At 55.4% G+C, this 26402-nt stretch carries 18 protein-coding genes and 1 tRNA gene; 14 read left to right on the forward strand and 5 right to left on the reverse strand.

Annotated elements, in window-relative coordinates; genetic code table 11:
• Positions 1 to 29: 29 nt before the first annotated feature.
• Positions 30 to 7673, forward strand: coding sequence for an EAL domain-containing protein (locus tag IQ254_RS03790; protein ID WP_193964526.1), 7644 nt, complete (start codon positions 30 to 32; stop codon positions 7671 to 7673).
• Between the two features lie 55 nt (positions 7674 to 7728).
• On the opposite strand, the gene IQ254_RS03795 is transcribed toward IQ254_RS03790, so the two are convergent.
• Positions 7729 to 9522, reverse strand: coding sequence for a sodium:solute symporter family protein (locus IQ254_RS03795; RefSeq protein ID WP_193964528.1), 1794 nt, complete (start codon positions 9520 to 9522; stop codon positions 7729 to 7731).
• 446 nt (positions 9523 to 9968) lie between these two features.
• Here IQ254_RS03795 and IQ254_RS03800 point away from each other — a divergent pair, with 446 nt between their 5' ends.
• The 6 genes from IQ254_RS03800 (at position 9969) to IQ254_RS03825 (ending at position 15149) form a co-directional block, all read left to right on the forward strand.
• Positions 9969 to 11450 (forward strand): tetratricopeptide repeat protein, encoded by a 1482-nt coding sequence (locus IQ254_RS03800; protein ID WP_193964530.1) that lies wholly within the window; start codon positions 9969 to 9971, stop codon positions 11448 to 11450.
• Positions 11451 to 11657: 207 nt separating this feature from the next.
• A complete protein-coding gene (locus IQ254_RS03805; RefSeq protein ID WP_193964532.1) occupies positions 11658 to 12176 on the forward strand; it encodes a DUF3122 domain-containing protein in 519 nt (172 codons plus the stop codon).
• Between the two features lie 659 nt (positions 12177 to 12835).
• Positions 12836 to 13147 (forward strand): DUF6464 family protein, encoded by a 312-nt coding sequence (locus IQ254_RS03810; protein ID WP_193964534.1) that lies wholly within the window; start codon positions 12836 to 12838, stop codon positions 13145 to 13147.
• Positions 13148 to 13427: 280 nt separating this feature from the next.
• A complete protein-coding gene (locus IQ254_RS03815) occupies positions 13428 to 14063 on the forward strand; it encodes a peroxiredoxin (protein ID WP_193964536.1) in 636 nt (211 codons plus the stop codon).
• A 121-nt stretch (positions 14064 to 14184) separates the two neighbouring features.
• Positions 14185 to 14667 (forward strand): flavin reductase family protein, encoded by a 483-nt coding sequence (locus IQ254_RS03820; RefSeq protein ID WP_193964538.1) that lies wholly within the window; start codon positions 14185 to 14187, stop codon positions 14665 to 14667.
• Between the two features lie 128 nt (positions 14668 to 14795).
• A complete protein-coding gene (locus tag IQ254_RS03825) occupies positions 14796 to 15149 on the forward strand; it encodes a phenylpyruvate tautomerase MIF-related protein (protein WP_193964596.1) in 354 nt (117 codons plus the stop codon).
• A 155-nt stretch (positions 15150 to 15304) separates the two neighbouring features.
• Here IQ254_RS03825 and IQ254_RS03830 read toward each other — a convergent pair whose 3' ends face one another.
• Positions 15305 to 17218, reverse strand: coding sequence for a DNA polymerase III subunit gamma/tau (locus IQ254_RS03830; RefSeq protein WP_193964540.1), 1914 nt, complete (start codon positions 17216 to 17218; stop codon positions 15305 to 15307).
• A gap of 51 nt (positions 17219 to 17269) precedes the next feature.
• Positions 17270 to 17725, reverse strand: a complete 456-nt coding sequence (locus tag IQ254_RS03835; protein WP_193964542.1) for a hypothetical protein — start codon at positions 17723 to 17725, stop codon at positions 17270 to 17272.
• Between the two features lie 165 nt (positions 17726 to 17890).
• Between IQ254_RS03835 and rnhA the strand changes: the two genes are divergently transcribed.
• The 3 genes from rnhA to IQ254_RS03850 all read left to right on the forward strand — a co-directional run bounded on the left by rnhA (position 17891) and on the right by IQ254_RS03850 (position 20364).
• Positions 17891 to 18382 (forward strand): ribonuclease HI, encoded by a 492-nt coding sequence (gene rnhA, locus IQ254_RS03840; protein WP_193964552.1) that lies wholly within the window; start codon positions 17891 to 17893, stop codon positions 18380 to 18382.
• A gap of 151 nt (positions 18383 to 18533) precedes the next feature.
• Positions 18534 to 19685: a glutamate--cysteine ligase gene (gene gshA / locus IQ254_RS03845; RefSeq protein WP_193964561.1), complete on the forward strand. Its 1152-nt coding sequence runs from the start codon at positions 18534 to 18536 to the stop codon at positions 19683 to 19685.
• A 214-nt stretch (positions 19686 to 19899) separates the two neighbouring features.
• Positions 19900 to 20364, forward strand: a complete 465-nt coding sequence (locus IQ254_RS03850) for a tRNA (cytidine(34)-2'-O)-methyltransferase (RefSeq protein WP_193964563.1) — start codon at positions 19900 to 19902, stop codon at positions 20362 to 20364.
• 84 nt (positions 20365 to 20448) lie between these two features.
• Here IQ254_RS03850 and IQ254_RS03855 read toward each other — a convergent pair whose 3' ends face one another.
• Positions 20449 to 20685 carry a hypothetical protein gene (locus IQ254_RS03855; RefSeq protein WP_193964565.1) on the reverse strand — a complete coding sequence of 79 codons (237 nt, stop codon included), beginning with the start codon at positions 20683 to 20685 and terminating at the stop codon, positions 20449 to 20451.
• Positions 20686 to 21154: 469 nt separating this feature from the next.
• On the opposite strand from IQ254_RS03855, the gene IQ254_RS03860 reads away from it, so the two are divergent.
• The 4 genes from IQ254_RS03860 to IQ254_RS03875 all read left to right on the forward strand — a co-directional run bounded on the left by IQ254_RS03860 (position 21155) and on the right by IQ254_RS03875 (position 25030).
• Complete coding sequence (locus IQ254_RS03860) at positions 21155 to 23323, forward strand: peptidoglycan DD-metalloendopeptidase family protein (RefSeq protein ID WP_193964567.1); 2169 nt, start codon at positions 21155 to 21157, stop codon at positions 23321 to 23323.
• Positions 23324 to 23525: 202 nt separating this feature from the next.
• A tRNA-Met gene (locus tag IQ254_RS03865) sits at positions 23526 to 23597 on the forward strand.
• Positions 23598 to 23830: 233 nt separating this feature from the next.
• Positions 23831 to 24436: a peroxiredoxin gene (locus IQ254_RS03870; protein ID WP_193964569.1), complete on the forward strand. Its 606-nt coding sequence runs from the start codon at positions 23831 to 23833 to the stop codon at positions 24434 to 24436.
• A 57-nt stretch (positions 24437 to 24493) separates the two neighbouring features.
• Complete coding sequence (locus IQ254_RS03875; protein WP_193964571.1) at positions 24494 to 25030, forward strand: redoxin domain-containing protein; 537 nt, start codon at positions 24494 to 24496, stop codon at positions 25028 to 25030.
• A gap of 6 nt (positions 25031 to 25036) precedes the next feature.
• Here IQ254_RS03875 and alr read toward each other — a convergent pair whose 3' ends face one another.
• Positions 25037 to 26245: an alanine racemase gene (gene alr / locus IQ254_RS03880; RefSeq protein WP_193964573.1), complete on the reverse strand. Its 1209-nt coding sequence runs from the start codon at positions 26243 to 26245 to the stop codon at positions 25037 to 25039.
• Between the last annotated feature and the right edge of the window lie 157 nt (positions 26246 to 26402).

The following is a 26402-nucleotide window of genomic DNA, read 5'->3' on the forward strand; positions in this document are numbered from 1 at the left end:
TTCTGCTTTAGGCAAGCTTCTCACTAACTATGCAACTTCCTGTCAGCGCTACTTCGAGCCCCCTGTCTGAACTGTCTGGCTATATCCTGATCGAGACGCTGCACCAGGGAACACGGACAGTTGTGTATCGGGCGTTCCACACGACCCAGCAACGCTCCGTTGTGGTTAAGGCTTTGCGCCATAGCTATCCTAGCTTCATGGAACTGGTGCAGTTTCGCAATCAGTATGGGATCGCTAAAAATCTGGCCGTTCCAGGCATTGTTCGACCCCTGGGTTTGGAGCCTTTAGGCAATGGCTATGCCCTAGTAATGGCAGACGAAGGCGAGGTGTCTCTGGAAGCCTATGCTCGGCAGCGATCGCTAACATGGACCGAGATCCTGCCTATGGCGCTCCAGTTAACCGATATTCTCCAGGGGCTATATCAGCATCGGGTCATGCACAAAGACCTGAAGCCAGCGAATCTTTTAATTCATCCGGCGTCTAAAGCGGTTAAGTTGATTGACTTTAGCATCGCGACTCTGCTGCCCAAAGCAACCCAGGAACTCCAAAGCCCAAACAGGCTGGAAGGCACTCTGGCCTATATGGCTCCCGAGCAAACGGGGCGAATGAACCGGGGCGTGGATTATCGGGCCGACTATTACGCCCTGGGATGCACCCTCTACCAGTTGCTGACCGGACGCTTGCCCTTCGAGGTGGCCGACCCCTTAGAGTTGGTGTATTGTCACATGGCCAAAGTGGCGACCCCCGTCCATCGGATCAAGCCAACCGTACCTCAGCAGCTCAGCGCCATTGTGGCCAAACTCATGGCCAAGAATGCCGAGGCCCGCTATCAAAGCGCGTTGGGCCTCAGGCATGATTTAGAACAGTGTGGCGCTCAGTGGGCGAGTACCGGAACCATGCCCCACTTTGACCTCGGGCAGCGGGATGCGTGCGATCGCTTCACCATTCCAGAAAAGCTGTACGGTCGGGAGCCTGAAGTCCAGGCGCTGTTGAATGCCTTCGATCGCATCTCTACCCCAACCACAGATGGCGAAACCGAGCGGCTCAGCGAATTCATGCTCATCGCCGGGTTGTCGGGGATTGGTAAAACCGCTGTGGTGAATGAAGTCCATAAACCCATCACGCGCCAAAGGGGCTATTTCATCAAGGGCAAGTTTGACCAGCTCAACGGCAATATTCCCTTCTCTGCCTTGACCCAAGCACTGCAAAACCTGATGGGGCAACTGCTCTCAGAGTCAGATGCTCAACGGGCGAAATGGTGCACCGAAATTTTGGCGGCGGTGGGCGAAAACGGCCAGGTCTTAATTGATTTAGTCCCTGCCCTTGCACATATCATTGGTCCCCAACGCCCCGCTTTAGAGCTATCCGGGCTGGCCGCCCAAAAGCGCTTTAACCGATTGTTTGAAAAGCTATTCGCAGTATTTACGACCTCAGAGCATCCCTTAGTGATGTTTTTAGATGATTTGCAGTGGGCCGATGCTGCTTCACTGCAGCTGATCCAGCTCCTTGTGAGTCGCAACGGAACTTTGCTCGTCATCGGTGCTTACCGCGATAACGAGGTGGCGCCCACCCATCCCTTACCCACTATGGTCGGGGAATTGCAAAAAAACGGCAAAGCGGTTAACACCTTGAGGCTTTCGCCCCTTGGTCTGAGCGAGACCCACCAGCTCATGGCCGAAACGCTCCGTGGCCCAAGGGAGCGATCGCGCCTGTTGGCTCAGTTCGTGCACCGCAAAACCCAGGGCAATCCTTTCTTCATGACTCGGCTGCTCAAATTGCTGCATGCAGACGGTTTCATCCAGTTTGATCGACAGCAAGGGTATTGGCAATGGGATGTCACTCCAGCGACCGTGTCCCACCTGCATGGGGATGTGGTGGAGTTTCTTGCTGAACAACTGCAAAAGCTGCCACCGCCCACCCAGCAGGTACTGAAGCTGGCCGCATGTCTGGGCAATCAGTTTGACTTGGCCACATTGGCCCTAATTGCAAAAAAATCAGCAACAGAAACAGCCGCTGACCTATGGCCAGCTTTGCAGGATGAGCTAATTTTGCCGGTTGATGAAGCCTACAAATTTTTTCAAGACGGTGTAGCATCAGTGTCGGGCCAAGTCGCCTTAGTGGCCTATAAATTTCTGCACGATCGCGTACAGCAGGCTGCCTATGCTTTGCTTTCTGCGGCTGAGAAACCCCACACCCATTTGGGCATTGGGCGGTTAATGCTCGAACAGGCTTCACAGACCGAATTAGAGCAATGTCTGTTTGTTGTTGCCAACAACATCAGTCTGGGAAAAGCCTTGGTCACCGATCTAAACGAGCAGCATCGGCTAGGTCAGCTACTGTTAAACGCCGCCCGTAAAGCTAGAACGAGAACGGCCTATTCTGCGGCTAGTCAATATTGTCAAGCTGGGATTGATATGCTGGACAAAAGTGCTTGGCAGCAGCAGCGGGCATTGATTCGAGGGCTCTATGAGGTCGGTGCCGAAGTCGCGTATCTAAATAGTGATTTTGAACGATCAGAGGCGTTAATAGCTGTAGTTTTAGAACAAGCCGATACAGTTCTAGAAAAAATTCAAAGCTATAGAATCAAAATTCTCGCCTATATCATTCAGAACAGGACAGCAGAGGCTTTAGAGGTCGGGCTAGATATCCTGGCTGAGCTGAAGATCAGCTTTCCGTCAGAGCCTGGCCAGATTTCAATTCTATTTGGCTTTCTCAAAACTAAACTGCTGCTGGGGAGACGTTCCGTGGGTTCTTTGGCAAATTCGCCGCCCATGCAGAATCCCTTGGCAAAGGCAAAAAGCGCGATCATCAAGGCTATTTTGCCCGCCGCTTACATTAGTGCACCTAACCTATATCCACTATTGATTTTCAAGCAAATTGAATTACTTGTCAGGTACGGCAGCAACGATGCGGCACCGTCGGCCTATGCTTCCTATGGTGTGATTGTTAGTAGTTTTTTAGGCGACATCAAAACGGGGCATCAATTTGGGGAACTTGCCCTTAAAATAATGGCAAACCCTGCTGTGATTCGGGCAACTGAGGCCGGGGTTATTTTTACGGTCTACGCCTGTATCAAGTCTTGGCAACACCATCTCAACGGGAGTTCAGCGGCTTTACTCAGTAACTACCATCGAGCCCTAGAAACGGGAGAGAATGAGTATGCCGCTTGGTCAATTCTCACCTACCTGAGAAATGCCCGTTCAGCCGGAATGGAGCTGACGGACAATGCTAGGCAGCATGTCACCTATATCCAGGCGCTGGAAACAACTCAAAGGAGCGCTGTACTCGATTATGCCTATCCCAGCTATCGGTTTACGCTGCGGCTGCTAGGTCATACTGAAACCTTGGCCAAGCTCGATCACCAGGGGCTAAGCCACGACAGCCTGGCCGCCATTTTAACTGAGGCTGACGATCGCACCGGTCTGGGGGCACTGTATCTCTATGACCTCATGTTTGCCTATTGGTTAGCGGACTGGGAGGGGGCTCTCGCCGCGATTTCGAAGTGTCAAACCTATTTGGATGGCTTCATCGGTTTTTATGAAGTGCAGCAATATTGGTGGTTTGCGACCCTGACATGGCTGGCGGTTTATGCCCAATCGCCTGCACAAAAGCCGCGGCTTCAACAGATTCAGCAGGGGCGCCAAAAGCTGAAGCAATGGGCCTGCCATGCCCCGATGAACACCCTGCACAAGCTGCACCTGGTGGAAGCGGAGCGCTACCGCATTTTGCAGAGGCCCGCGATCGCCGCCGACTTCTACGAGCGTGCCATCGCCGCCGCCCAGGACAACGGCTACATTCAGGAGGCGGCATTGGCGAATGAACTGGCGGCCAAGTTCTATCTGGCCTGGGGCAAAGAAAAGGCCGCTGCAGGCTATATGCAGTCGGCTTATTACGGTTATGCCCATTGGGGCGCTAAGGCTAAAACCCAAGCCTTGGAGCAGCGCTACCCCCACCTGCTACGCCCCTTACTCCAGCGAAAAACGGTGAATCCCCGGGAAACGCTGGAAATCATTGCTAAGCCCCTTCTCTCTCTGCCCGGAACCATCGATCTAGAACAAACCGTAGAAGGCCATCTCAATAGCGAACTCGATTTGGCCACCCTGATCAAGACATCCCGAGTGTTGGCCCAATCGGTTCAGATCGATGACCTCCTGCGAGAGCTGGCCCAAATCATGCTGCAAACGTCAGGGGGCGATCGCTGTGTTCTGATTCTGCCTGACGAGCAAGGCTCCTGGCAGATCAACGCGATCGCCACCCCGGAAAAAATTGAGCTCTGCCAGATCCCCTTTGAGGATAGTGCCAATGTGCCGATCAAGCTGATTCAATACGTCAAAAACACCCAGGAGGTCGTCGTTATCAATGACCACAGGACTGACCTGCCGGTCATGGATGCCTGGCTGATCCAACAGCAGCCCAAAAGCGTATTGGGGCTTCCCATTCTCAATCAGGGGCGATTGATGGGCATTTTGCAGCTGAGCCATCAATCAGCCAGCGGCGTGTTTACCTACGATCGCATCCTGATGGGCAATTTTTTGTGTACCCAGGCGGCCATTGCCCTCGAAAATGCTCGTCTCTACCACGCCCTAGAAAACTACACCCAAACCCTCGAAGCTAAAGTCGCAAACCGTACCACCGCCCTACAAGGCAGTGAAAAACGACTCCGTCTGGCCCTGAGGGCAACCAAGCAGGGCTTTTACGACATCAACCTGCAAACCGATGAGGCCATTGTCAGCCCTGAATATGCGCTGATGTTGGGGTATGACCCAGCCACCTTTCGCGAAACGATTGAGACTTGGCGTACCCGCCTGCATCCCGAGGATGTTGAACGGACCCATCGGGCTTACCAGGCCTATAAGACCGGCAAAACGGCCCAATACAAAGCTGAATTTCGCCTGCGCACCCAATCGGGAGGCTGGCAGTGGATCCTTTCCATGGGTCAGTTCACAGAGTGGGATGCTGCGGGGCAACCGACCCGTCTGTTAGGGACTCACATCGACATTAGCGATCGCAAGTTTGCCGAAATTCAGCTCGAGGCCCAGAACGCCCTCCTGGCCAAAATCGCCCAGGGTCAGCCGCTGACGGAGGTGCTAACGACCCTAGTTGAGACGGTGGAGCACAACTCAGATGGGGTGCTCTGTTCAGTTTTACTGCTCGACAAAGACCAGCGATTTCAGCCGGGAGCGGCCCCGAGCTTGCCAAGGAATTACAACCGGGCGGTGGTCGGTCTGCCGATTGGGGAAGGCGTCGGGTCGTGCGGCACGGCGGCTTTTCGCAACGAAACGGTGATCGTGGCCGATCTGGCCACGGATCCACTCTGGTGCCCTTACAAAGACCTAGCGTTGAGCCATGGTTTAAAGGCCTGTTGGTCGACTCCCATCACGGCTCAGGGGGGAGCAGTGCTCGGCACCTTTGCCATGTATTATCGCCAGGTGCGATCGCCCCAACCCCACGAATTGCAGACCATGAGGCAAATGGCTCACATTGCTGGGATTGCGATCGAACGCCATCAGGCTGAGGCCCAACTTCGCCAGAGCGAAGCGACCCTACTCAAAGCCCAGCAGGTTGCCCACGTGGGCAACTGGGAATTGGACTTGGCCCGTCAAACCCTGACTTGGTCTCCCGAAATGTTCCGCATCCATGGGTTAGAACCCTGTTCCTCAGCTCCTGCCTACGAGGATTATCTAGGGCTACTGCCAGAGGCGGTGCGCGATTGCTTGCAGCACTGCATCGAGGTGGCCCATGCGGCAAGTGATGTCCACACATTGGAATACAGCCGCCCTCAGGCCGATGGTTCTTTGGGCTATTACGAATGGCGTGTCGAGGTCGAGCGAGATGCCCAGGGTCAAACGATGCGGCTGTTTGGTACGACCCTGGATATTACCAATCGCAAACAAACTGAACTGGCTCTACAAAATCTGATTGCCGGCACGGCAGCCACCACAGGGCAAGACTTTTTCCCAGCGCTGGTACAGCACATTGCCCAGGCCTTAGGCGTTGACTATGCCGTCATTACGCAAAAAGTTGAGGAGCAGTTGCAGACGATCGCCTTTTGGGCCAACGGTGTTTTACTGCCTCAACATACCTATCCGCTGATTCAAACTCCCTGTGAGCAGGTGTTTATCAGCGGCGAGTTTTTGTGCGAGCGCAATGTTCAGCAAGCCTTTCCCAACGACCTAGACCTGGTTGAACTGGAGGCAGAAAGCTATCTAGGCGTGGTACTACCAGCCTCCCAGGGGCAAGCTCTAGGGCATTTGTTCATTCTCCATAGACAGCCCATTACTAACCTGCAGTTCGCGAAGCAAATTCTCCACGTTTTTGCGGCCCGCGCCGCCGCCGAGCTCGAACGTCAGCAGGCCCAGGCCTTGATGAGCCACCATGCTTTGCATGACCCGCTGACGGGATTACCCAATCGCGCCCTATTGTCTGAGCGACTCGACCTCGCGATTCAACGGGCCCAACGCTCGGACAACTACCGCTACGCTGTAGTGTTTCTAGACCTTGATCGCTTCAAAGTGATCAATGACAGCCTCGGCCATGTGGTGGGAGACCAGCTATTAGTGGCGATCGCCCAGCGATTGAAAACCCATTTACGCCAGATCGATCTAGTGGCTCGGCTCGGCGGCGATGAATTTTTGATTCTGCTAGAAAACATCACCGGTATTGAAGAAGTCACCCAAATTGCCGAGCGAATTTTGACGGATTGTCAAACCCCCATCACGATTGAGGATCATCAAATCTTTACCAGCTTCAGCATTGGCATAGTCATGGGAGATCGGGCCTATCGACAGGCTTCCGAACTCATTCGCGATGCTGACATCGCCATGTACCAGGCCAAATCCCAAGGGCAAAATTCCTATCGGTGCTTTGATACAGCCATGCATACCGCAGTGCTCAGTCGCCTTAACCTAGAAACCGATCTGCGCAAAGCTATTGATCAGCAGGAACTGACCATTCACTATCAGCCGATCGTGAGTCTGGCCCATCAAAAACTCGTCGGCTTCGAAGCCCTCGTGCGCTGGCAGCATCCAAGCCAGGGGCTGGTTGGCCCCGATGAGTTTATTCCGGTGGCCGAAGAAACTGGACTGATCACGCTGATTGATAGTTGGGTGCTCAGGCAAGCCTGCCAGCAGTTGGCGGCTTGGCAGCATCAATTTACCGATGGCGATGACCTCAAAATCAGCGTCAATCTTGCTGCTCAAGATTTGTGTAGAGCCAGCTTGATTGAGGAAATAGATCAAATCCTAGAGCATACCGGGCTGGCGGGGCAGGCCATCACCCTCGAAATTACCGAGAGAATGCTGATTAAAGAGATCGACAAAACCATCGATTTATTGATGCAGCTAAATGCCAGAGGGGTGCAGATCAGTATTGATGATTTTGGGACTGGCTATTCTTCCCTCAGTTATCTGCATCGGTTGCCGGTCAACAATTTGAAGATCGATCGCGCCTTTGTCAGTCAGATGGAATTGGAATCTCGCAACTATGAGGTGGTGAGCACCATTGTGACGCTAAGTCAGCAGCTGGGGCTGACGGCGATCGCCGAAGGAATTGAGACATCTCAGCAGTTGCAGCGATTACAGGCCCTGGGCTGTCAACTGGGGCAGGGGTACCTGTTTGCCAAACCAATGGCAGTCCACGAGATTGAGACCCATTTTCTTCAGGGGCCACCCTAGGGCTGGTTCTATTCAATCCAACGACTCTATCCAACGCCAGGGTCGCGTTGCCGCTTCACCCCGGTGGATCATCGAGCCCTGGTCTGGGCATAGGCAGCACGGCTTTGCCCAGGCGTCGCAGGCTCACCCAGCCCGCTACCGCCACCAGCAGCCAAAACCAGCCGGTGAGGGGCTGATAGAGCAAGAAGCCGCCGACGCCTAGCATGGCCCCCAGCAGTAGGAAGAGGGCAGCAAGGGCTTTGGCTAAGTCGCGACCCAGGTTCTGGGCAGGCCACAGCCCAGTACGCTGGCGCTGGCGCTCCCATCCGGGGCCACCAGGGCGCACTTTGCGATAGAAGGTATCCAGGGTCTGGTCGGTTTCAGGTGGTGTTAGCACCATGGTCGCCACCCAAATGACGGTCGTGATCAGCGTAGTCACTAATAACCGCAGACCAAAGTCAGGAATGGTGAGCAGAGGCACCACGCTAGTGACGAGCCCAACGAAAAAGCCCGCCAGCATTGAAGCCAATTCAGCGGCGGCGTTGATGCGCCACCAAAACCAGCGCAAAATTAGCACCAGCCCTGGCCCGGTGCCGATCGCAATCACCAGGCGAAACACCGTAGCCACGTCTTGGGAATAGAAGGCGGCGATCGCGCCGATGCCCGTCACCACGATCGAAGCTAACCGTCCTGCCAGCACTAGCTCGGCATCGGTCGCCCCAGGCCGTAAAAAGCGCCCGTAGAGATCATTAGTGAGGTACGATGCGCCCCAGTTAATCAGCGTCGATACGGTACTCATAAAGGCCGCAATTAGCGACGCTACCACCAGCCCGAGCAGCACTGGGGGCAAAAAATCGAGCATCAATATCGGGTAACCCAGCTCCCGATCCTCCAGGTTGGGATAGATCACCACTGCGGCCAAGGCCACGATCACCCAGGGCCAGGTGCGGACGACGTAGTGCAGGATGTTAAAAAACCAGGCCGCCTTCTCGGCCTCGGCTTCATCCTTAGATGCCGCTAGGCGCTGAATAAACTCGCCGCCCCCGTCGCTACGGCGAAACGCCCACCATTGCAGAGTCACGTAGGCCAAAAAGGTGCTGATGCTAATTCCGGCCGTCTCGCTCCACCGATACCAGCCATTGGCGGTGCGCTCTAGGGGCACAAAGGCCAGCAGGTCGGTGCCTGAGGTGGCGCGCACCTGCTCGACCAGGCTACCCATGCCGCCTAAATGGATCACCGCCACCACCGCCACAATGATCGCCCCCAGCAGCGCCAAAAAGAACTGGAAGAAGTCGGTTGCCACCACCCCCCACAAACCCGAAAATCCGGCATAGACCAGCACCAGCGCGCTGACCCCGATCACGCTCAGCAGCTTCAGATTTTCCCCCGGCTCAATGCCGAACGACTGCCACAGCTGAAGGGCGTCGATCACCTTAACCATGGCCAGCATGGCGTAACCAATGCCGATGCAGTTGATCGGCACTGCAAACAAAAACGCCTTGCTACCTCGCAGCCAGGCCGCTGTGGCTCCGCCGTAGCGCAGCTCGGTGAGTTCGGCATCAGTAATAATTTCCGATCGCCGCCACAGCCGGGCAAAAACGTAGATCATTACCACGTGGGCAATGCCAAAGCTCCACCACTCCCAGTTGCCGGCAATGCCCCGATTGCCCACCACCCCAGCGATGTAAAGTGGTGTATCGATGGAAAAGGTGGTAGCCGCCATGCTGGTGCCCGCCAGCCACCAGGGCAGCGATCGCCCCGACACAAAAAACTCCACCAGCCCCCCGGCAGCTCGGCGTGAGAGATACAGACCCAGGGCCAGGGTAAACACCAGATAGGCCACCACAATGGCCCAATCAATCCAAATCACAGCGGGGTACCGGCAAACATCGATGCTATCTTGCCACAATCACCTCACCAGACAGTGATTTTGGTGCCGGGTGCCGTCAGCTAGCCGTGCTTCAAGGGCTGTTCTGCAACCCCGAGGAGTCAATACCCTGTCGCCTGCAAACGATGGCTGTGGCCAATGATAGGTGGCCAGCACGAACTTGGCCTTAAAGTATAGTTGCCCTTCAACGGCCCCAGCCTAGGGTCTAAAGTCGCTAAAAATTTACTACGTGTTGGCTGCATGAGACCAGCTCTAAAGGTTTTATTGCCGATCTCGAGGGCTTAAAAACTTCGAGAATCACCATCGCAACCAATGAAAGCTGACCTATCATTAGCCCCAAGGGCACAGGTGGGTATGCTGACCAAAACGGGTTATTAACGCCAGCATTAACCTGCTCAATCTGCAAACACCGTCGGTGGAGGGAAGCTATGAAACTGCGTTATTCAATGGTGCTACTTAGTCTAGGGCTGGTCGTAGGAACTTTGCCAATGGCTGGCTACGCCCAGACCGCTCCGGCTGATGCCGAGATCGTCGAGACTGAAGTCGTTGAACCTGAAATTCCGGATGCTGCGCTGCCCGAAACCAACTTGCCAGGTCCTGAGCCCGAAGTCGAAGATCCGGGTCTATCGGCCACCGCTGCCTATAATCTAGGGGTAGAGCGCTACAACAGCGGTGACTATGACGCGGCCCTCGAAGCTTTTGACCTAGCCTTAGAAAAAGACCCAGGCTTCGCCAACGCCTACCTTTACCGGGGGGTGATTTATGCTGACCGGGCCGACTATGACCAGGCCCTGGTAGATCTCAACCAGGCTCTAGCCATCGACCCGGGCAATGCCAATGCGTTGTTTGCCCGAGGGAGTGTCTACTATCGTCAGGGTGACTCCAGCCGTGCCCAGGCCGATTTCAATGCTGCCCTAGAAACTGACCCCGATGCCGTGGGTGCCTACCTCTACCGTGGGCTAATTGATGCCCAGCAAGGGCGTCACGATCTGGCCATTGAAGACTTTTCGACTGCAATTGAGCTCAACCCTGCTGACCCTGCGGCCTATGTGCTGCGCGGGTTTTCGTTAGAGAACATCGACAACTATAGCGATGCGATCGCCGACTTCAGCCGCGCCCTTGATATCAATAGCGACCTGCCTAAAGCCTATATGGGGCGGGGTGTAGCCTACTATCATCTGGGCCTATTTGATGCTGCTCTAAGCGATTTAAATGAGGCCGTGAGTCGCGATTCTACCCTGGCAAAGGCTTACCTCAACCGGAGCCATGTTTATTTCCGTCAGGGCAGGCCAAGCCGTGCGTTGCAAGACCTCGATCGCGCCATTGAGCTCAATCCCGATCTGACCGAAGCCTACATGAGCCGGGGCACCATTCATACTGACCAGGGGAATTTACAGGCCGCAGAGCAAGACTTTGCTCGGGTGCTACGGCTGAACCCAGACTCAGCCATGGCTTACAAGTTAAAGGGCGATGCCCTGCTCAAGGCTGACGATCCTGTGGGGGCGATCGCCGACTATACCGAGGCGCTGTTTCTTGACCCCAACTATGTCGAAGCCTACCAGGCTAGGGGCAATGCCCGACGTTCTATCGGTGATACGTTTGGGGCCATTGACGATTACAGTCAGGCGCTAGCCGTACAACCCGCATCCCTGGAGGCGATCGCTGCCCGGGGGGCGGCCTATCTAGAGGTCAACCAAATGCAAAATGCTTACCAAGACCTCACCCAGGCGATTCTCAATGCCCCCAATGTCGGTAGGCCCGAGCTGTTTTATAACCGGGGTATAGTCCGCGCTCGCCTCGGTGACGACGCTGGCGCTCGCCGCGACTTTGAGCAAGCGGCGCAGCTCTACCTGCAACAGGGCGAAGCCGCTGGCTATCGGCAGACGTTAAACCAGATGAGCCAACTGTAGAGCGAGTAATACCAAATCCTGGTTACATACCCCCGATTGCTAGGGGCATAGCATGCTATGCCCCTACGGGGTTCCTAATTGTGAATCGGGGTTTTCCAAATTGGATTTCGTATAAACTGTAGAGCGGGTAAATTTAATTACAGTAAGAAAGGGCCGGAGACCATGCCCTCGCTCGTCTTGCGGTTCCATGCTGTTTACCCGTTTGTTATGCACTCTCTCTGGCGCGGTCTGAAGCTCCTCGTCCTGGCGCTGGTGTTGGGCTGTTTGTTGTTGGTCGCCCTGGCCCAACCGGCGATCGCATCGGTGCATACCTACCACGAGCAGCCCGGACAAACGACCTATCGCTCGCGCCAGAGCCTGCGCGACCAGACCGACTTGGCCTGGCAGGCAACGGTGTTTAAGCGCTACAGCCACGGTGTTTTTCAGGGTACCTATCTTCGTTTAGTGGGGTTTCCAGGGCAGGTCGCGATCGCCCCGGTCGCCGATTTGGCGATCGAAACAGGTACCACGGCCCGATGGCGGGCACCGCGCCAACTCGATCCGCAGACGCAGCAGCTACCTGAGAGCGTGGCTCAATATGGCCTTGGTAAGGTGCTAGCCGAATTAACCCAGCCAATTCCGCTGACGCTGTTGGTACCTTTGCAGGGAGGGGGCGCTGCTCGGCTGGTGGCCGCGCCCTACGTCGTCAAAGAATGGCTGCAAATCTACGCTATGAACGATAGATAGGTCTGAACCATCCCTGGAGCCCTGACACCTCCAAGGCTCAGCCAACCTCAAAATCAAAGATCGAACGGCTAGCGGTTGCTCGTCACTGAATAGGCTCACCCTCAAACTGTGGCCAGCTAGAGGTGATGGCGATCCCAAGCTCAGTGCAGTCCATGACCAGCAGGATTGATTATTTAAAAATAAAAAGCCGGGTAGGGCGCTATCACTGAGGAGCGAACCCCCGCAATGTCCTGTGGCCCTACCCGGTCTTAGCTTTGGAGCACACGCGAGTCTACAGGATGTTTTGATAATCGCCCATGAACCAGAATTCGCCAATACATGAAAGTTCTGAAAAGTTCAGGAGGTTGTTCAGGTAAGGGCTAAAAGAGATTATTTTGGCCAAGAAACCAGAAAAAAACGGCCTTAACTCAATCTTAACTAGAGATTTATCGAAAATCTGTTGCTGATTGGGAACTTTTCAATCTGTTTGGCGTCCCATGGGCGCATCAAGCCGCTTTGGGTTGCCAGGCGCTACAGGTGGCAAGACCCCAGATGACTTTGTAACCGACATTACGAAAGACTAAGTAACGCAACGGTAAGTACCAATCTTTTGGCCCTGTAACCTGCCCCCCTAAGTCATCGGGTTAGGATGACTTTACTGATTTTATTGCAGCAAATTCATGCTCGTCATTCTTTTGATTTTCGTTGTCGGCCTGACTCCAGCCATCATCTCAGCGTGGCTGAGCGTTCGAGCTGACCAGGACGAAAAACATGGCGAAGCTTCGGCGCCCACGGCTTTCGGGCAAAGCATGCTGAAGCTCATGGATGGCAATACCGACATGCATTTTGTAGAAGGCCTGGGCTACATGATGGGCGACATTACCTGCGATCTCAATGCGCGATCGCCCTACCTGCGCTGTGCCATCAACCCGATGGGCCCCTGCGACGGGTGTAGTGCCTATGCTCCTAAAGTCCTTGAGCGACAGATTTAGAGCGATTGGTGAACGCTGCCCATAGGATCAGCAACTCTATGTAAGCAACTCTATATTTATAGCCTTGGCAACAAGTAGGCACCTGGACGTTCCCTGGGTGCCTACTTGTTGTCGGTCAGACCGGCAGACTGTCCCCATAGACCTGCCCGAGTCGGGCATTTCATAGGATCGTTAAGATAATCTACTAAACCCCGACCGGAATACCGGGGTTTATGCGAGAATGGCAAACGTCAAAGCCGAACGACACATTTTCCCCTACTGAGATAAACGGAGATTAGACATGGCACTTCAACTGGGCGATCAGGTCCCTAACTTTACCCAGCAGACCAGCGAGGGTGAAATTGATTTTTATAGCTGGGCGGGTGATAGCTGGGTGGTGCTGTTTTCTCACCCAGCCGACTACACCCCCGTCTGCACGACCGAGTTGGGCAGTGTAGCTAAGCTCAAGCCTGAGTTTGAGAAGCGGGGTGCTAAGGTGATTGCCCTCAGCGTCGATAGCGCCGACTCCCATAAGGGCTGGATTGGCGATATCAACGAAACCCAGGGCGTTACCGTCAACTACCCCATTATTGCCGACGACGATAAGAAGGTATCTGACCTCTACGGCATGATTCACCCCAACGCCAATGCCAAGGTTACGGTGCGCAGCGTGTTTGTCATCGACCCCAGCAAAAAACTGCGGTTAACCATCACCTATCCGCCCAGCACCGGACGCAACTTTGCCGAAATTTTGCGGGTGATTGATTCGCTGCAGCTGACAGACAACTACAGCGTGGCTACCCCAGTCGACTGGAAAGATGGTGACGATGTTGTGGTTGCCCCCACCATCCCCACCGAAGAAGCTAAGCAACGCTTTCCCAAGGGAGTGACTGAGATTAAGCCCTACCTGCGCATGACCCCCCAGCCCAACAAGTAGGCTGTGCCGTTGTCCATTACGCTGGGCGCACTGCGGTGCGCCTTTTTTATATCGAATTGAGGAGTGGAGATGGCGATCGCTGTATTAAACTCACCCTAGAGATGCGTTCTGTAGGTATGTTGTGCTCGATGAACAGGCTAAAAAGACACTTTTACGCAAAATTCCCCACGGTCTTTACATCTGCGGCGTGAAAGACGGAGAAGAGTTGAATGGCTTTACGGCCAGCTGGGTCATGCAGGCATCTTTTCAGCCGCCCCTGGTGGTCAACTGCGTCAAGAACGACTCGACCTCCCACGCCATGGTGAAGGCCAGTGGCGTGTTTGCCCTCAGCTTTTTAGAGGCAGGCCAAAAAGATCTGGCCCAAAATTTCTTTAAGCCCCTGCGCCGGGTGGGCAACAAGTTTGAAGACATTGAGTTCTATTTGGCCCCTGAAACGGGCTGCCCGGTGATCAAAGACACCCTGGGCTATATTGAGTGCCGCGTCGTTGGCTCCGTTGAGCACGGCGACCACACCGTATTCGTGGGCGAGGTCGTCGGCGCAGCGATCCACCGCGAGGGTGAACCCTTGCTGCTCGAAAGCACCGGCTGGAGCTACGGTGGGTAGCGGAGTGGATGGGTAGTGGGGCGGATGAGTGAGAAAGCTGATCTTGGCTTTTTCCCAACTCCCCAACTCCCCAACTCCCCAACTATCCCTTGACTCGCCTCCTTACTAACTCATCCACCTACTTGCCCATGCCGCTGATTAAAGTCCAAACTTCCATCGCCTCCCCCGACAAAGCCCAGGTCGAGGCGCTGCTTCGGGATCTGTCGAGCCGCCTGGCGACTCACCTGGGTAAATCTGAAGCCTACGTGATGACCGCCTTTGAGGCCGAGGTGCCGATGACCTTTGGGGGCACCACCGACCCGGTTTGCTATGTTGAAATTAAAAGCGTGGGCACCATGGGTAGCGCCAAGACCCTGGCCATGAGTCAGGAATTTTGTGCCCAGCTCGAAACAGTGCTTGGGATACCCCAAAACCGCACTTACATTGAGTTTGCCGATGCCCCTGGAGCCATGTGGGGCTGGAACGGGCGCACCTTCGGGTAACTGGCTGGCGCTATTCCCTGCGGGTCTAATGATTTAGGCGGTTGCCCAAAGTAGGAAGCTTCTGCTTTGGGCTAGTGATCGTAGCCGCTGTAGGGTGGGCACTGCCCACCACTGGGGAGAATGGTTTCCAGCAACTACCTTAGTTGATTGAGGAGTTAAAAAGGTACATCCCGATCGGGGTGAGAGGGCTGCTTAGCAGCGGCATCGGAGGGCTGAATCGTTGTTTTAGTTGGGTCAGTGCTCAAATCATCACCAAGATCAACCACCTGGCCATTAAAAAATTGGGCAAAATTCTTCACCGCCCGGTCAAAATCGCTAGCGATCGCAGGCATCGGTGGAGAAACATCGACAGAAACCTGATCGGCTGTTGGGGCTGCGATCGCGGGTGGGGCAGCTGGGGCAGGCGGCGGCTCGATGGCGGCGGCGGGCGTACCCATAGGCTCTACGTGCTCGCCAGTTTCCTGGGCAGCAGCCCGGAAAATATTGGCCGCTGGGGGCTCAGGCTTTGGGTCAGGGAGTACCTCCAGCGAAACCTGTACCTTTTGACTCAGCACAGCCTGAAAAGCTGCTTCTACATTGTCAATTCGCCCCTGGGCCATCTTAAACAACGGCTTAGAGCTAATCCCCACCCGTGCTACTACGCCATCGAAAAACAGGAGGCTGCCCTGCTGTTGCATCAAAGCGCGGGTACCCAAGGGCTCTAGTACGGCGATTACCTGTAACCACAGACCGCCTAAATCGCCCCCAGCCGCAGGAGGTAAGGGTTCGACAGGCGGCGGCTCTTGGGCTGGAGCAGGGTTATAATTTGCGGCTACCGGCGGCGGGGTGGAGGCCGGTGGACTGGGCGGTGGACTGGGCGGTGGCGTCATGCTCGGCGGCGGTGAACTGACGGGGGTGGTTAGCGTTGCTCCAGCCTGGGGGGCTCTGGCCGCTGGGGCCCCAGCGATCGCTCCCTGGCTACCGATCGTTTGGCTAGCTAGGGTTGAAGGCAATAGCCCCAGCAACGTTACCTCTAGCCAAAGCCGCGGCTGGGTCGTGTTTTTGACCTGCACTTCGGCACTGCGCAGGTGCTGTTGACCGAGCAGAAAAAGTTTGGCGTCAAGACTCTGCACCAGGCTTTGCATATCGGCCCAGGTAGGGGGCGTAATGGCCACTAGATCGTGGCGATCGCCCGCCGACTTAGCAATCAGCAGGTCGCGGTAAAACCCGGCCAGATTTTGCAGCACAATCAGTGGTTCCCGGCCCCGATCCATCAGTTTGCGGGCCTGGTCGAGCACCGCCGGGCCATCATCGCTCAGAATGGCCTGTACCAGAGCCAGCAGATCTCGCTCAGGCACGGCCCCTACGAGATCCCACACGGCATCGGCCCCGATCGGGGGCTCTAGCAAACTGAGCTGGTCGAGCAAACTCTGGGCATCCCGCAGCCCACCCTGGGACACCTGGGCGACGAGACGCAACGCTTCGTCGTCGATGGCGATGTCTTCAGCAGCGGCAATATTTCTGAGATGCCCAATCATCGGCTCGAGGGGAATGCGCCGATAGTCAAATCGCTGACACCGAGAAATAATGGTCGGCAGCACCCGCTGCGGGTCGGTGGTGGCCAAAATAAACACGACATTGTTGGGCGGCTCTTCCAGCGTCTTCAACAGCGCATTAAAGGCCGCCGTGCTCAGCATGTGGCATTCGTCAATGACATAGACCTTATAGCGGCACTGCACTGGAGCAAACTGGGCCCGCTCAATTAGCTCACGAATGTTGTCAACGCCGGTATTGCTGGCGGCGTCAATTTCAATAAAATCGAGGGCCGAACCGTTAGTGATCGATCGACAGGTCTCGCAGGTGCCACAGGGCTCTGGGGTGGGTTGATCGTGGCGAATGCAGTTGAGCGACTTGGCTAAAATCCGAGCACTGGAGGTTTTACCGGTGCCGCGCGGGCCACAGAATAGGTAGGCCGGAGCAATGCGCCGCTGCCTCAGAGCATTGGTCAAAGTAGTGGCGATCGCGGCTTGCCCGACCAGCGCGCCAAAGGTCTGGGGACGATACTTGTGGTGCAGAGGTTCGTAGGCCATAGCATTAAGATACCGCGCTGCCCTGCCCGATGAGATCGCTATCCCAGTCAGTTAAGGCGACGTGGTCGATTGCCAGTGGTCTGGAAATTCAATGATCAGCGTCTCCATCTCAGATGCAGGCGTCTGGGCATCTGAGTTGTGTTTTTGACGCAGTCGCGCCTGGGTTTTTTGAGCTAGCGCTTTAATCTGGCTAACTGCTGCTGAAATTTCTCGCCGCTGTTGTCGATCACAGCTAGGGTTAGGCGGAGTGGTAGACGTATCTGCCGGAGCTGTGTTCTGGCGCGCTTCACGGGGGAAGTATCCCTGAAAATAAGCCAGGGCCAGCCGCCGAAACAAGATCTTCAGGTGGTCGGGCAGGTCTTGTTCTACCTGGGCTGGTTTCTCGAGCAAATCGACCAGCTGTCCCATGGCGTGGGTAATCAGCCTATTGTCTTGGCCGCTGGTGGGGTAAATATCTTTGAGATCTAGCCAGCAAGCCTCAAACGCGTCTAATTCTCGTAGCATCATGGGATTGACTTCATCGTTGGGGCCGTTGTGACAGAAGTAGATCCACCCTTCCCAGGCGCTTTAATAGAGAGCGTCTGGGGAGGATAATTTAAGCGTGCCCCTTGGGGTCATTATCCCTACACAGACCAATATAGAACTTTAAAGATCAAGGATTTTTGAGCATAAATGGCAATCATTCAGCAAATTTATACCGATGGAGCCTGTTCTGGGAATCCTGGCCCTGGTGGCTGGGGTACAGTACTTTACCTAGCCGATGGCAACGTCCATGAGATCGGTGGCGGCGAGGCTCAAACCACCAATAATCGAATGGAAATGCAGGCTGCGATCGCGGGCCTCACGCTTCTGCGCGACAGTGGCCAGACCAAGACCTTAAGCCTGCACACCGATAGCGAATACGTGCTCAAGGGCATCACCCAATGGATTGCCGGCTGGAAGCGGCGGGGCTGGGTTAACTCAGCCAAAAAACCGGTGCTCAACCGCGATCTGTGGGAGGTACTCGACCAGGTCACCACCGACGTGAATAAAACCCTCGACCGCCCGCTGCAGTGGGTGTACGTGCGGGGTCACTCCGGCGACCCCGGCAATGAGCGCTGTGACACCATTGCCCGTGCCTTTGCTGCCCAACGCTCAATCGCCCTAGCAACCGCCCTACCCTAGTCAGCTAAGCCCTTGACCAGCGGGGCGCCCAGCGGTCAAGCTTACCGATAGGATGGATACATCTCTACCCAGGTTCTAGGCCTCTGGGTAGAGAGACTTGATCGGCCCCAATATCTATATATAAAGAGTGCTGTCTCCAGCGAGGAATGTCGTGCTGTTGTCTAAAGGCTTTGAAATCGAGATGTACACCGGTACTCCCGCGGGGGAAATTATCGGACTCTCGGACCGCATTGTGGCCGATCTCAACGGGTTCGTGCGCGAGCCCGATAGCCGCAACGTCGAATACACGACACCGCCGCTGTGCCAATACGAAAAACTGCTGTGCGAGCTAGTGCGCCCCCGCCACGAACTGCGCCAGTATCTCCAGGGCCTGGGCGACTATACCCTAATACCCGGTAGCACGCTGTCCTTGGGGCCGACTGATCGCTTCTATCGCTCTGACCCTGGCAATCCATACCACACCTATATTGAGCAAACCTATGGCACCACGGTGGTGACCGCCAGTGTTCACATCAACATCGGCATCTCAGACCCGGAGATACTGATGCGAGCCTGCCGTCTGATGCGGGTCGAAGCGCCCCTTTACCTGGCTCTGACGGCGGCATCGCCCTTTTTAGGTGGGCGGCTAACGGGCTCTCATTCCAGCCGCTGGCAGGTATTTCCCAAGACTCCGGCCCATGTACCCCTGTTCACTAGCCATGCCCACCATATTCAATGGACCGAGGCCCAGCTGGCCACAGGCGCTATGCAAAACGTGCGTCACCTCTGGTCAGCGGTGCGACCCAACGGCGATCGCCGCCCCTACAACCTCAACCGGCTAGAACTGCGCATTTGCGACTTAATCAGCGACCCAGTGGCCCTGCTGGCTGTCACCGCTTTAATTGAAGCGCGGCTGCACCAGCTGATTCAAACTCCTGATCTCGATCCACTGGTGATGAGTACCTTCCCCATGGCCAGCCGCAACGACGATTTGGTCGCCCTCAGTGACGCCAACGAGGCGGCGGCAGCTCAGCAGAGCTTAGATGCCGAGTTGCGCCACTGGCAAGACGGTCGTCCCCTGCTGGCGCGGGAATGGATTCACCAGCTCTACGAAGAGGTCTGGCCCATTGCCAAAGCCAACGGCATCAGCTGCTTTCTGAGTCCGGTCAAGAAGATTTTACGGGAGGGCAACGAGGCCCAGCGATGGCTACAGCAGCATGACGCTGGACAGTCGATCGAGCAGGTAGTGCAAGGTGCGATCGCAGACGTGGCCCACACTGAGGCCGTCCTCGCTCGCGACCTGTGTGTCCCCTGTGCAGCCTAGAAAACCTCTATCCTGAGAGTCAGTATTTGCTTATAGATGATATAAGTAGAGCTTTTTTAGTGGTGCCTAGGCACCAATTTTTCTGTCGACCTTTGACCTGGGCAAAAATATAGGGGAAGTATTAATAAAATCTATACCTCCTAGCTATTTTTCCCCTTGCCCTGAATCAGCATCTTGTCTACCCGGTTAACCCTGTACCTTCGTCTCGGTGTCCATGCCTGTAATCGTTCTCGTAAATCCCCAGATACCCCCAAATACGGGGAATATAGCCCGCACCTGTGCTGCTACAGCTACCCCTCTACACCTAGTCGCCCCGCTTGGATTTGACCTCAGCGATCGCGCCCTCAAGCGAGCTGGCCTAGACTACTGGCCCCAGGTTGACCTCACCCTTCACCCCAATTGGGAAACTTTTCACGCCCAGCAGCGTCACCAGGGAGGTAGAACCATCGGCTTTAGTACCTCTGGGCGATGTAGCTACACCACTATCAACTACTGCCCTGACGACTGGCTGCTATTTGGTAGCGAAACCGAAGGATTACCCCAAACCGTTCTGGCGGCCTGCGATGAAACCGCCTTCATCCCTATGCAGAGAACGGTCGTCCGCAGCCTCAATCTCTCAGTCAGCGCTGCCGTTGGTTTATTTGAGGCCCTGCGCCAGCTGCAGATATCGCAGGCCTAACCGCTTGCTTTGCCGAGTGGCACCGATCGGCCCAGGTTCCTCTGGCAAGGGCACAACCCACTATTGGCAACCAGGCTCAAGTCTTTAATAGCCATGGAGTAATATCGCTGCATCGAGTGGCCTGCAAGGGACATCCCCCGATACCAAGGGCAGTCCCTGAATCGAAGCGCAGAGCACGCTGTCGGGCGCTAAGGGCAGAAAAATTTGCCCCCCAAAATCGGTATTTAGACCTGACAGTTGCCGAGGATACAAAATCAGCGCTGCCAAGATAAGAAATTCGTATAGCCATTGCGATCGTCCCTGCCGGGTAGATAAATCCATGGCTATGCGCTCCTGGAACGACCTGGCTTCGGAACCGCCATAGAGCCTGTATACCAAGGTTTTCTTCGCCTATCTGGGCCTCAATATGGCTTGGTGGCATCCTTTGAGTCTGGCTGAGCACCCTTGATCAGGATCCTGGCCAAAGGCTTGCCAAATACTTTTTTTTAGGGTTAAACCTTTATGTTGTGGATGCACAATTCCCGATCACGAACCTAGTGTTCAGGGAAGTGACAGAGAAGACCTAGGCATTGCTTTTGTTGTTAACTCATGTAAACTTGCTTAGGTCAGCCAAAGCAGGGTATTCTTACCTAGCCAAGGCGTTGTTATGTCGATCCGTTGTTGTTCTGTTGCTGACAACTAGCTCCGGGTTTTTTTTGCCTGTAGGTGTTTCTGCTGAGGCAGAGTCACTAAAGGGACTGTCTTTGAGCTGTCATCGGTTGTTAAGCGCTGGTTTACAGGAGGTCGTTCCTTGAAACGCGAAGTTCCCAAAGTGTCTGATATCGGTTTTTCTTCCCTACGCCTAGGCAGCACTCGTGTCGAGGCATCGGTAGGGTGTCGCCGAGTCCAGACTTCAGCTGCCATGTTGGGTTTGGCTCTTTCTTTTGGAGCATCAGCTCCGCTTCTGACTGAGCCTGAGCTTGCCCTTGCTGCCGATGGCACCACAGTGATGGTGCTGCCTGCTTCTGACTCAGCGGCTGAGCCTCAGTTCCAAAATGTCTCCGACCAAGCTCAGGGATCGTCTGGTTACCACACTGTTGAAGCTGGTGAGAGCCTTTGGCACATCGCCGCCGAACATCAGGCCGATCTGCAAGCCCTGCGGGCGGCTAACGGCATCGCTACAGACGATGTTCTGCGGGTGGGTCAGGTTATCCGAGTACCCGCAGTGGGTATCGATAATCTAGCTGCTACGTCTAACCGTTCTCGATTAGCACTTCAAACGAGCCCGTTGGGCAGTGTCGGGGGCGATTTGACCTCTGCAGCCATGCTTGAGTTGTCAGATTCTGTACCGTCCGTCGATGATTTAGAGACTTCTCTGGGGTTAGAGTCATCGCTTAAGTTAGACGATGCCGATGAGCTTGTTCCCGCCCAGCCTGAGATTGATGATGCCGCTGCTGAGGGTGCCTTACCCCAGGGTGACGATGAGTCCAATGCGACTCAAATAGCCGTTCTTCCGGAAGCTATAGCTGGTGACGTTGATCAGCTTGCCAGCCAGGAAGCAGCGGTTTGGTCAGTATCGGAGGCAGATGCATCTGAGCCCGATCGCTCGTCTGTTGCGCAGACAAATGTCGCTGAGGCTGCTGATATTTCTGCCAGCGATGTATCTGCGGAAACGCCAGCTCCTGTGGCCAGTCTCCCTCTGCACGATGAGCCGATTGCGGATGCTGCCCAGCCCATTCGTATCGCCGAATCTGACGGCGTCATTGCTCCTAGCTCTACTAAGAACGAGCTTGTGGTAGCGGCCTTAACGCCTGTCGCCGAAAATGACGAAGTCGTTTCTGATGCTAATGCGCTGCGCTCATACCAGGTCAAGCCCGGCGATACGCTGTGGTCTATTGCCTCTCGTAATGGGATCAGCTTAGACGATCTGATCAGTCACAATGACACTGTCGATCGCCCTGAAGCATTGACGGTCGGAGATAGTCTCAGTCTCCCAGTGACGACCGCCGCCGCTGACGCGGCCTTGGTTGACGAGTCGACCCAGACTACCTCATCTAGCTTGACCGTCTCCCCGCGTACTCGGGAGCAGGTCATCCAAGATCATTTGGCGCGTATTCGTGAATCTAATAGCGCCCTAGTGGATCGCCAAGAGTTAAACGCTCGCATTCGTGCCGCTAGGCAAGAGCTTGAGCGCAGTCGTAGTGAGTCATCTACTAGCGCAACTGCGCTCCTTGAGCGTCGTGACTCTGACCTTAAAGCTCAGGCGGTAGATTCCGTTGGCGGGACTGAGCCTATCAGCACAGCTGCCCTGACTGCGCGCGAAGGATCCGAAGTTTCCTTGCCCGATTGGACAGTTACCGACGCTGCTCAGGGCAATGTTCAGCAGGTTGCCGTCGTAGGTGACACCGTTGATGCTCTGCCTCAAGAATTATCTCAGCCCGGTACTGTCTCTCCGGCGAGCCCACAGCTTTTGGCGGCCGCTCCATTAGGAGCTGATGCGTACCGGATGACGCCGAATTTGCCGGTGGGACAAACGGTGTCGCCCGGTATGCCGATGATGCCTGGTGCTGATGAATTTCTGCCTGAAGCTCCTAGCCTGTCAAATGGTTATATCTGGCCAGCCCAGGGAACCTTGACCTCTGGCTACGGTTTGCGATGGGGACGCATGCACCGCGGTGTTGACATTGCTGCTCCTGTAGGTACCCCCATTTTTGCAGCCGCTTCTGGTGTTGTCGTTCGGTCTGGCTGGAATTCTGGCGGTTATGGCAATCTGGTTGATATTCGCCATTCTGACGGCAGTATGACTCGATATGCCCACAACAGCCGTCTCTTGGTTCGCCAGGGTGAACAGGTTCGCCAAGGGCAGCAAATTGCGGCCATGGGTAGTACTGGATATAGTACTGGCCCTCACCTACACTTCGAGGTGCATTTGCCCAGCAACGGTACTGTCAACCCGATGGCCTATTTGCCTGGACGCTAGACAGAGTATCTCAGCCCGTTAGCGAGTCGGCAGGTTGTCGGCTCGCTTTTTGATGGCGGCTGTTTAAGGTCGGCTCAATCCTGCTGGGCAAGACTCAAAAAGTCATTAGTCAGCTTGGTATCTTAGCTGTTATGTGGTAGATTCATTAACTGTTGGTTGCTTGAACAAGCGCTAGAGGCGACTTGTTAAAAACCTGTACTCTGGCTCAGTAGCTCAGTGGTAGAGCAGGGGACTCATAAGCCCTTGGTCGCGTGTTCAAATCACGCCTGAGCCATTTTTATAGCTTATTGATGGCAACGTAGTCACAGTAGAGTGGTTGCCATTGATGGCTTAGACAAATCTGTCTTAAGTAGAGTCGGCGCTTGTGAACCGCTGTCATGGTGGGCAAAATTGCTCTCGGCGCGGACTAGTTTTCACCGCTGCGATCGCAGCGGCTGAGCTATCCCCTACCCTAGGTACTATGATGATACTGCGCACCTAGCGGTACGATCGCGGAGGAAAAGGGCTATGACCGATACTAGAGACAGTTTCATCAGAGTGGGCCAAATGGCCCCTGACTTTAGTGCTACTGCCGTGGTCGATCAGAGCTTTAAGATCGTAAAGCTATCGGATTATCGGGGTAAGTACGTTGTGCTGTTTTTTTACCCCCTCGACTTCACCTTTGTTTGCCCTACTGAAATCGCAGCTTTTAGCGATCGTCATGGCGAATTTAAGGCCCTCAATGCTGAGATCCTGGGGATCTCTGTAGACAGTGAATTTGCCCACCTGGCCTGGATTCAGACTGAGCGTAAACTGGGCGGTGTCGGAGACCTCAACTATCCCCTGATTTCTGATATCAAAAAGAATATCAGTGCTTCCTACAACGTCCTGGATCCGGAAAGCGGGGTGGCTCTCAGAGGGCTGTTTATTGTCGATCGCGACGGCGTGTTACAGCACGCCACTATCAACAACCTAGCCTTTGGCCGCAAGGTGGATGAAACCCTGCGGGTTTTGCAGGCTATTCACCATGTGCAAACGAACCCCAACGAAGTTTGCCCGGTCGATTGGCAGCCCGGCGATAGAACCATGATTCCTGACCCAGTCAAAGCGCGGGAGTTCTTTGCGGAGGTGTAAGCCTGATCTTGGGGTCATGCGCGCCAGCGTGACCTTGCCCTAGCTGCTGTGTCCACCATGAAACTGCATGCATCATCGCCTAATCTAGGGCCTGTTTGGCGCTACTGGGTGCCCCGCCCCCCCCGCTTAGCCCTAGACCTGGGTCAAATTTGCCCAGATTTTGCCCATTGGGATGTCACCCATCAGCGCACCGTACGTCTGGCTAACTGGCGAGGTCGGCAGCCTGTGGTGCTAGTTTTTTGTCGTATTTTTGCTGACTTAGTCTACAGCCCCCAGCGCTATGCCTATCTAGTCGCCATCAACCAGGCCTACCCTCAGTTTCGTAACGCCGGGGCCGAGGTCTTATTGATCACCAACACGATACAACGCCAGGGACAAGCCCTCGTCCACGATCTAGGCTTGACGCTACCGCTGCTGTGTGATGTCGCTGGCTCTAGTTTTCGCGCCTACTTTACCGGCCAAGCTTGGGGGGCACCGCTACCGGCTCAGTTTGTACTCGATGCCCAGGGTTGCCTGCGCTACAGCCATCTGTACTCAATCCTACATGCCCAAGCCGCCCCAGAGATCTTGCTAGAGCGAGTCGAAGCGCTGTAGGGCGGTCTAGCACTGAACGACCGTAGACGTGGGCAAAGGTTGTTCAATGGCAATGCGGGGTAGACGGTGCTTAAACCCACAGAGAATTTCCCAGCTAATGGTGTTTGCCATCGTCGCCCAGTCGTCGGGGCTAATGCTATGGGGGCCATCGCGCCCCAAGAGGGTGACCACATCGCCCTCCTGCAGACGGGGAATACCAGAGACATCGACCATCAGTTGATCCATGGTGATGGCGCCCACTTGCTGGGCTAACCGGCCTTTGACGATCACCTGGAGCCGATTGGAGAGCACGCGCGGCACGCCGTCGGCATACCCGATGCCGACGACAGCCAACTGGATGGGGCGATCGCACCGATATTGATGACCATAGCTAATGCCGGTACCTGCCGGTACCTCCTTCAAGTGGGTGATGCGAGCTTTGATCTGCATGACGGGCTGAAGCGCAATGCGGTGGCCTAGATGGGGGGCTGGATATAAGCCGTAGAGCCCCAGACCCACTCGCACCTGGTCGTAGTGCAGGGTCGGGTCGGCCAGGGTGGCTGCGGTATTGGCCAGGTGCAGTCGAGCGGGGAGCAGGTACTCGCGCCGTAGGTTCTCTATAGCTGTGGCAAACCGCTGCTGCTGCTGCTGCATAACAGTGGGGTCAGGGTCGTCAGCGGTGGCCAGGTGCGAGTAAAGGCTATCGATCTTCAGGTGAGGCAGCTGACGCACAAACCTCACAAAGTCGACGGCCTCTGCCCAAGGAAAGCCCAGCCGACTCATGCCGGTGTCGATTTTGAGGTGCACCTGGACGGGGCGAGCCGCCGCCAGTCGCCCCAGGGTGTCAGCAAACACTAGGGCCTGCTTGGGGCTGACCAGAGTGGGCTGCAACCGCCAGTGGGCGATCGCTTGCATTTCTTCGGGGCTATTGACGGCGCCCATCACCAAGATTGGGGCCTGCACCCCCGCCGCCCGCAGTTCTATGCCCTCAGGGACAGTGGCCACCCCCAACCAGGTAGCCCCCGACTGGAGGGCAGTTTGGGCTACGGTCACAGCACCATGGCCGTAGGCATCGGCCTTAACAACCGCCATCAACTGGGTTGAATTGGGCAACAGATGCCGAAATTGACTGATATTGTGTCGTAGGGCGGCTAAATCAATTTCTACCCAGGCCCGGCAGCAGCGCATGGGTTCTAGGCTCGGGGCCAGACTGGGGGTTTGATCCCAACTCAGCATTGTCTTCCTCCTCCTACACCGGTTGGCCTCCGTGGGGTTCAGAGACTCTATGGGGGCTAGCGACCTATCATAACGCCAGGCGTAGCTGCCACAGATATCAGTTTGGTTGCGAGGCAGTATATCAGGGGCTAAAAGCCTCAAGTTAGCTTCTGTGCTA

This window comes from Nodosilinea sp. LEGE 07088 (assembly GCF_015207395.1).
Taxonomy (GTDB): Bacteria; Cyanobacteriota; Cyanobacteriia; order Phormidesmidales; family Phormidesmidaceae; genus Nodosilinea.

Excerpts from the sequence above, each read along its gene's own strand:
- IQ254_RS03825 (WP_193964596.1), top strand. The coding sequence starts at position 14,796 with ATGCCGCTGATTAAAGTCCAAACTTCCATCGCCTCCCCCGACAAAGCC.
- rnhA (WP_193964552.1), top strand. The coding sequence starts at position 17,891 with ATGGCAATCATTCAGCAAATTTATACCGATGGAGCCTGTTCTGGGAAT.
- IQ254_RS03870 (WP_193964569.1), top strand. The coding sequence starts at position 23,831 with ATGACCGATACTAGAGACAGTTTCATCAGAGTGGGCCAAATGGCCCCT.
- IQ254_RS03875 (WP_193964571.1), top strand. The coding sequence starts at position 24,494 with ATGAAACTGCATGCATCATCGCCTAATCTAGGGCCTGTTTGGCGCTAC.
- IQ254_RS03855 (WP_193964565.1), bottom strand. The coding sequence starts at position 20,685 with ATGGATTTATCTACCCGGCAGGGACGATCGCAATGGCTATACGAATTT.
- IQ254_RS03835 (WP_193964542.1), bottom strand. The coding sequence starts at position 17,725 with ATGATGCTACGAGAATTAGACGCGTTTGAGGCTTGCTGGCTAGATCTC.
- alr (WP_193964573.1), bottom strand. The coding sequence starts at position 26,245 with ATGCTGAGTTGGGATCAAACCCCCAGTCTGGCCCCGAGCCTAGAACCC.
- IQ254_RS03850 (WP_193964563.1), top strand. The coding sequence starts at position 19,900 with ATGCCTGTAATCGTTCTCGTAAATCCCCAGATACCCCCAAATACGGGG.
- IQ254_RS03805 (WP_193964532.1), top strand. The coding sequence starts at position 11,658 with ATGCACTCTCTCTGGCGCGGTCTGAAGCTCCTCGTCCTGGCGCTGGTG.
- IQ254_RS03810 (WP_193964534.1), top strand. The coding sequence starts at position 12,836 with ATGCTCGTCATTCTTTTGATTTTCGTTGTCGGCCTGACTCCAGCCATC.
- IQ254_RS03790 (WP_193964526.1), top strand. The coding sequence starts at position 30 with ATGCAACTTCCTGTCAGCGCTACTTCGAGCCCCCTGTCTGAACTGTCT.
- IQ254_RS03815 (WP_193964536.1), top strand. The coding sequence starts at position 13,428 with ATGGCACTTCAACTGGGCGATCAGGTCCCTAACTTTACCCAGCAGACC.
- IQ254_RS03830 (WP_193964540.1), bottom strand. The coding sequence starts at position 17,218 with ATGGCCTACGAACCTCTGCACCACAAGTATCGTCCCCAGACCTTTGGC.
- IQ254_RS03800 (WP_193964530.1), top strand. The coding sequence starts at position 9,969 with ATGAAACTGCGTTATTCAATGGTGCTACTTAGTCTAGGGCTGGTCGTA.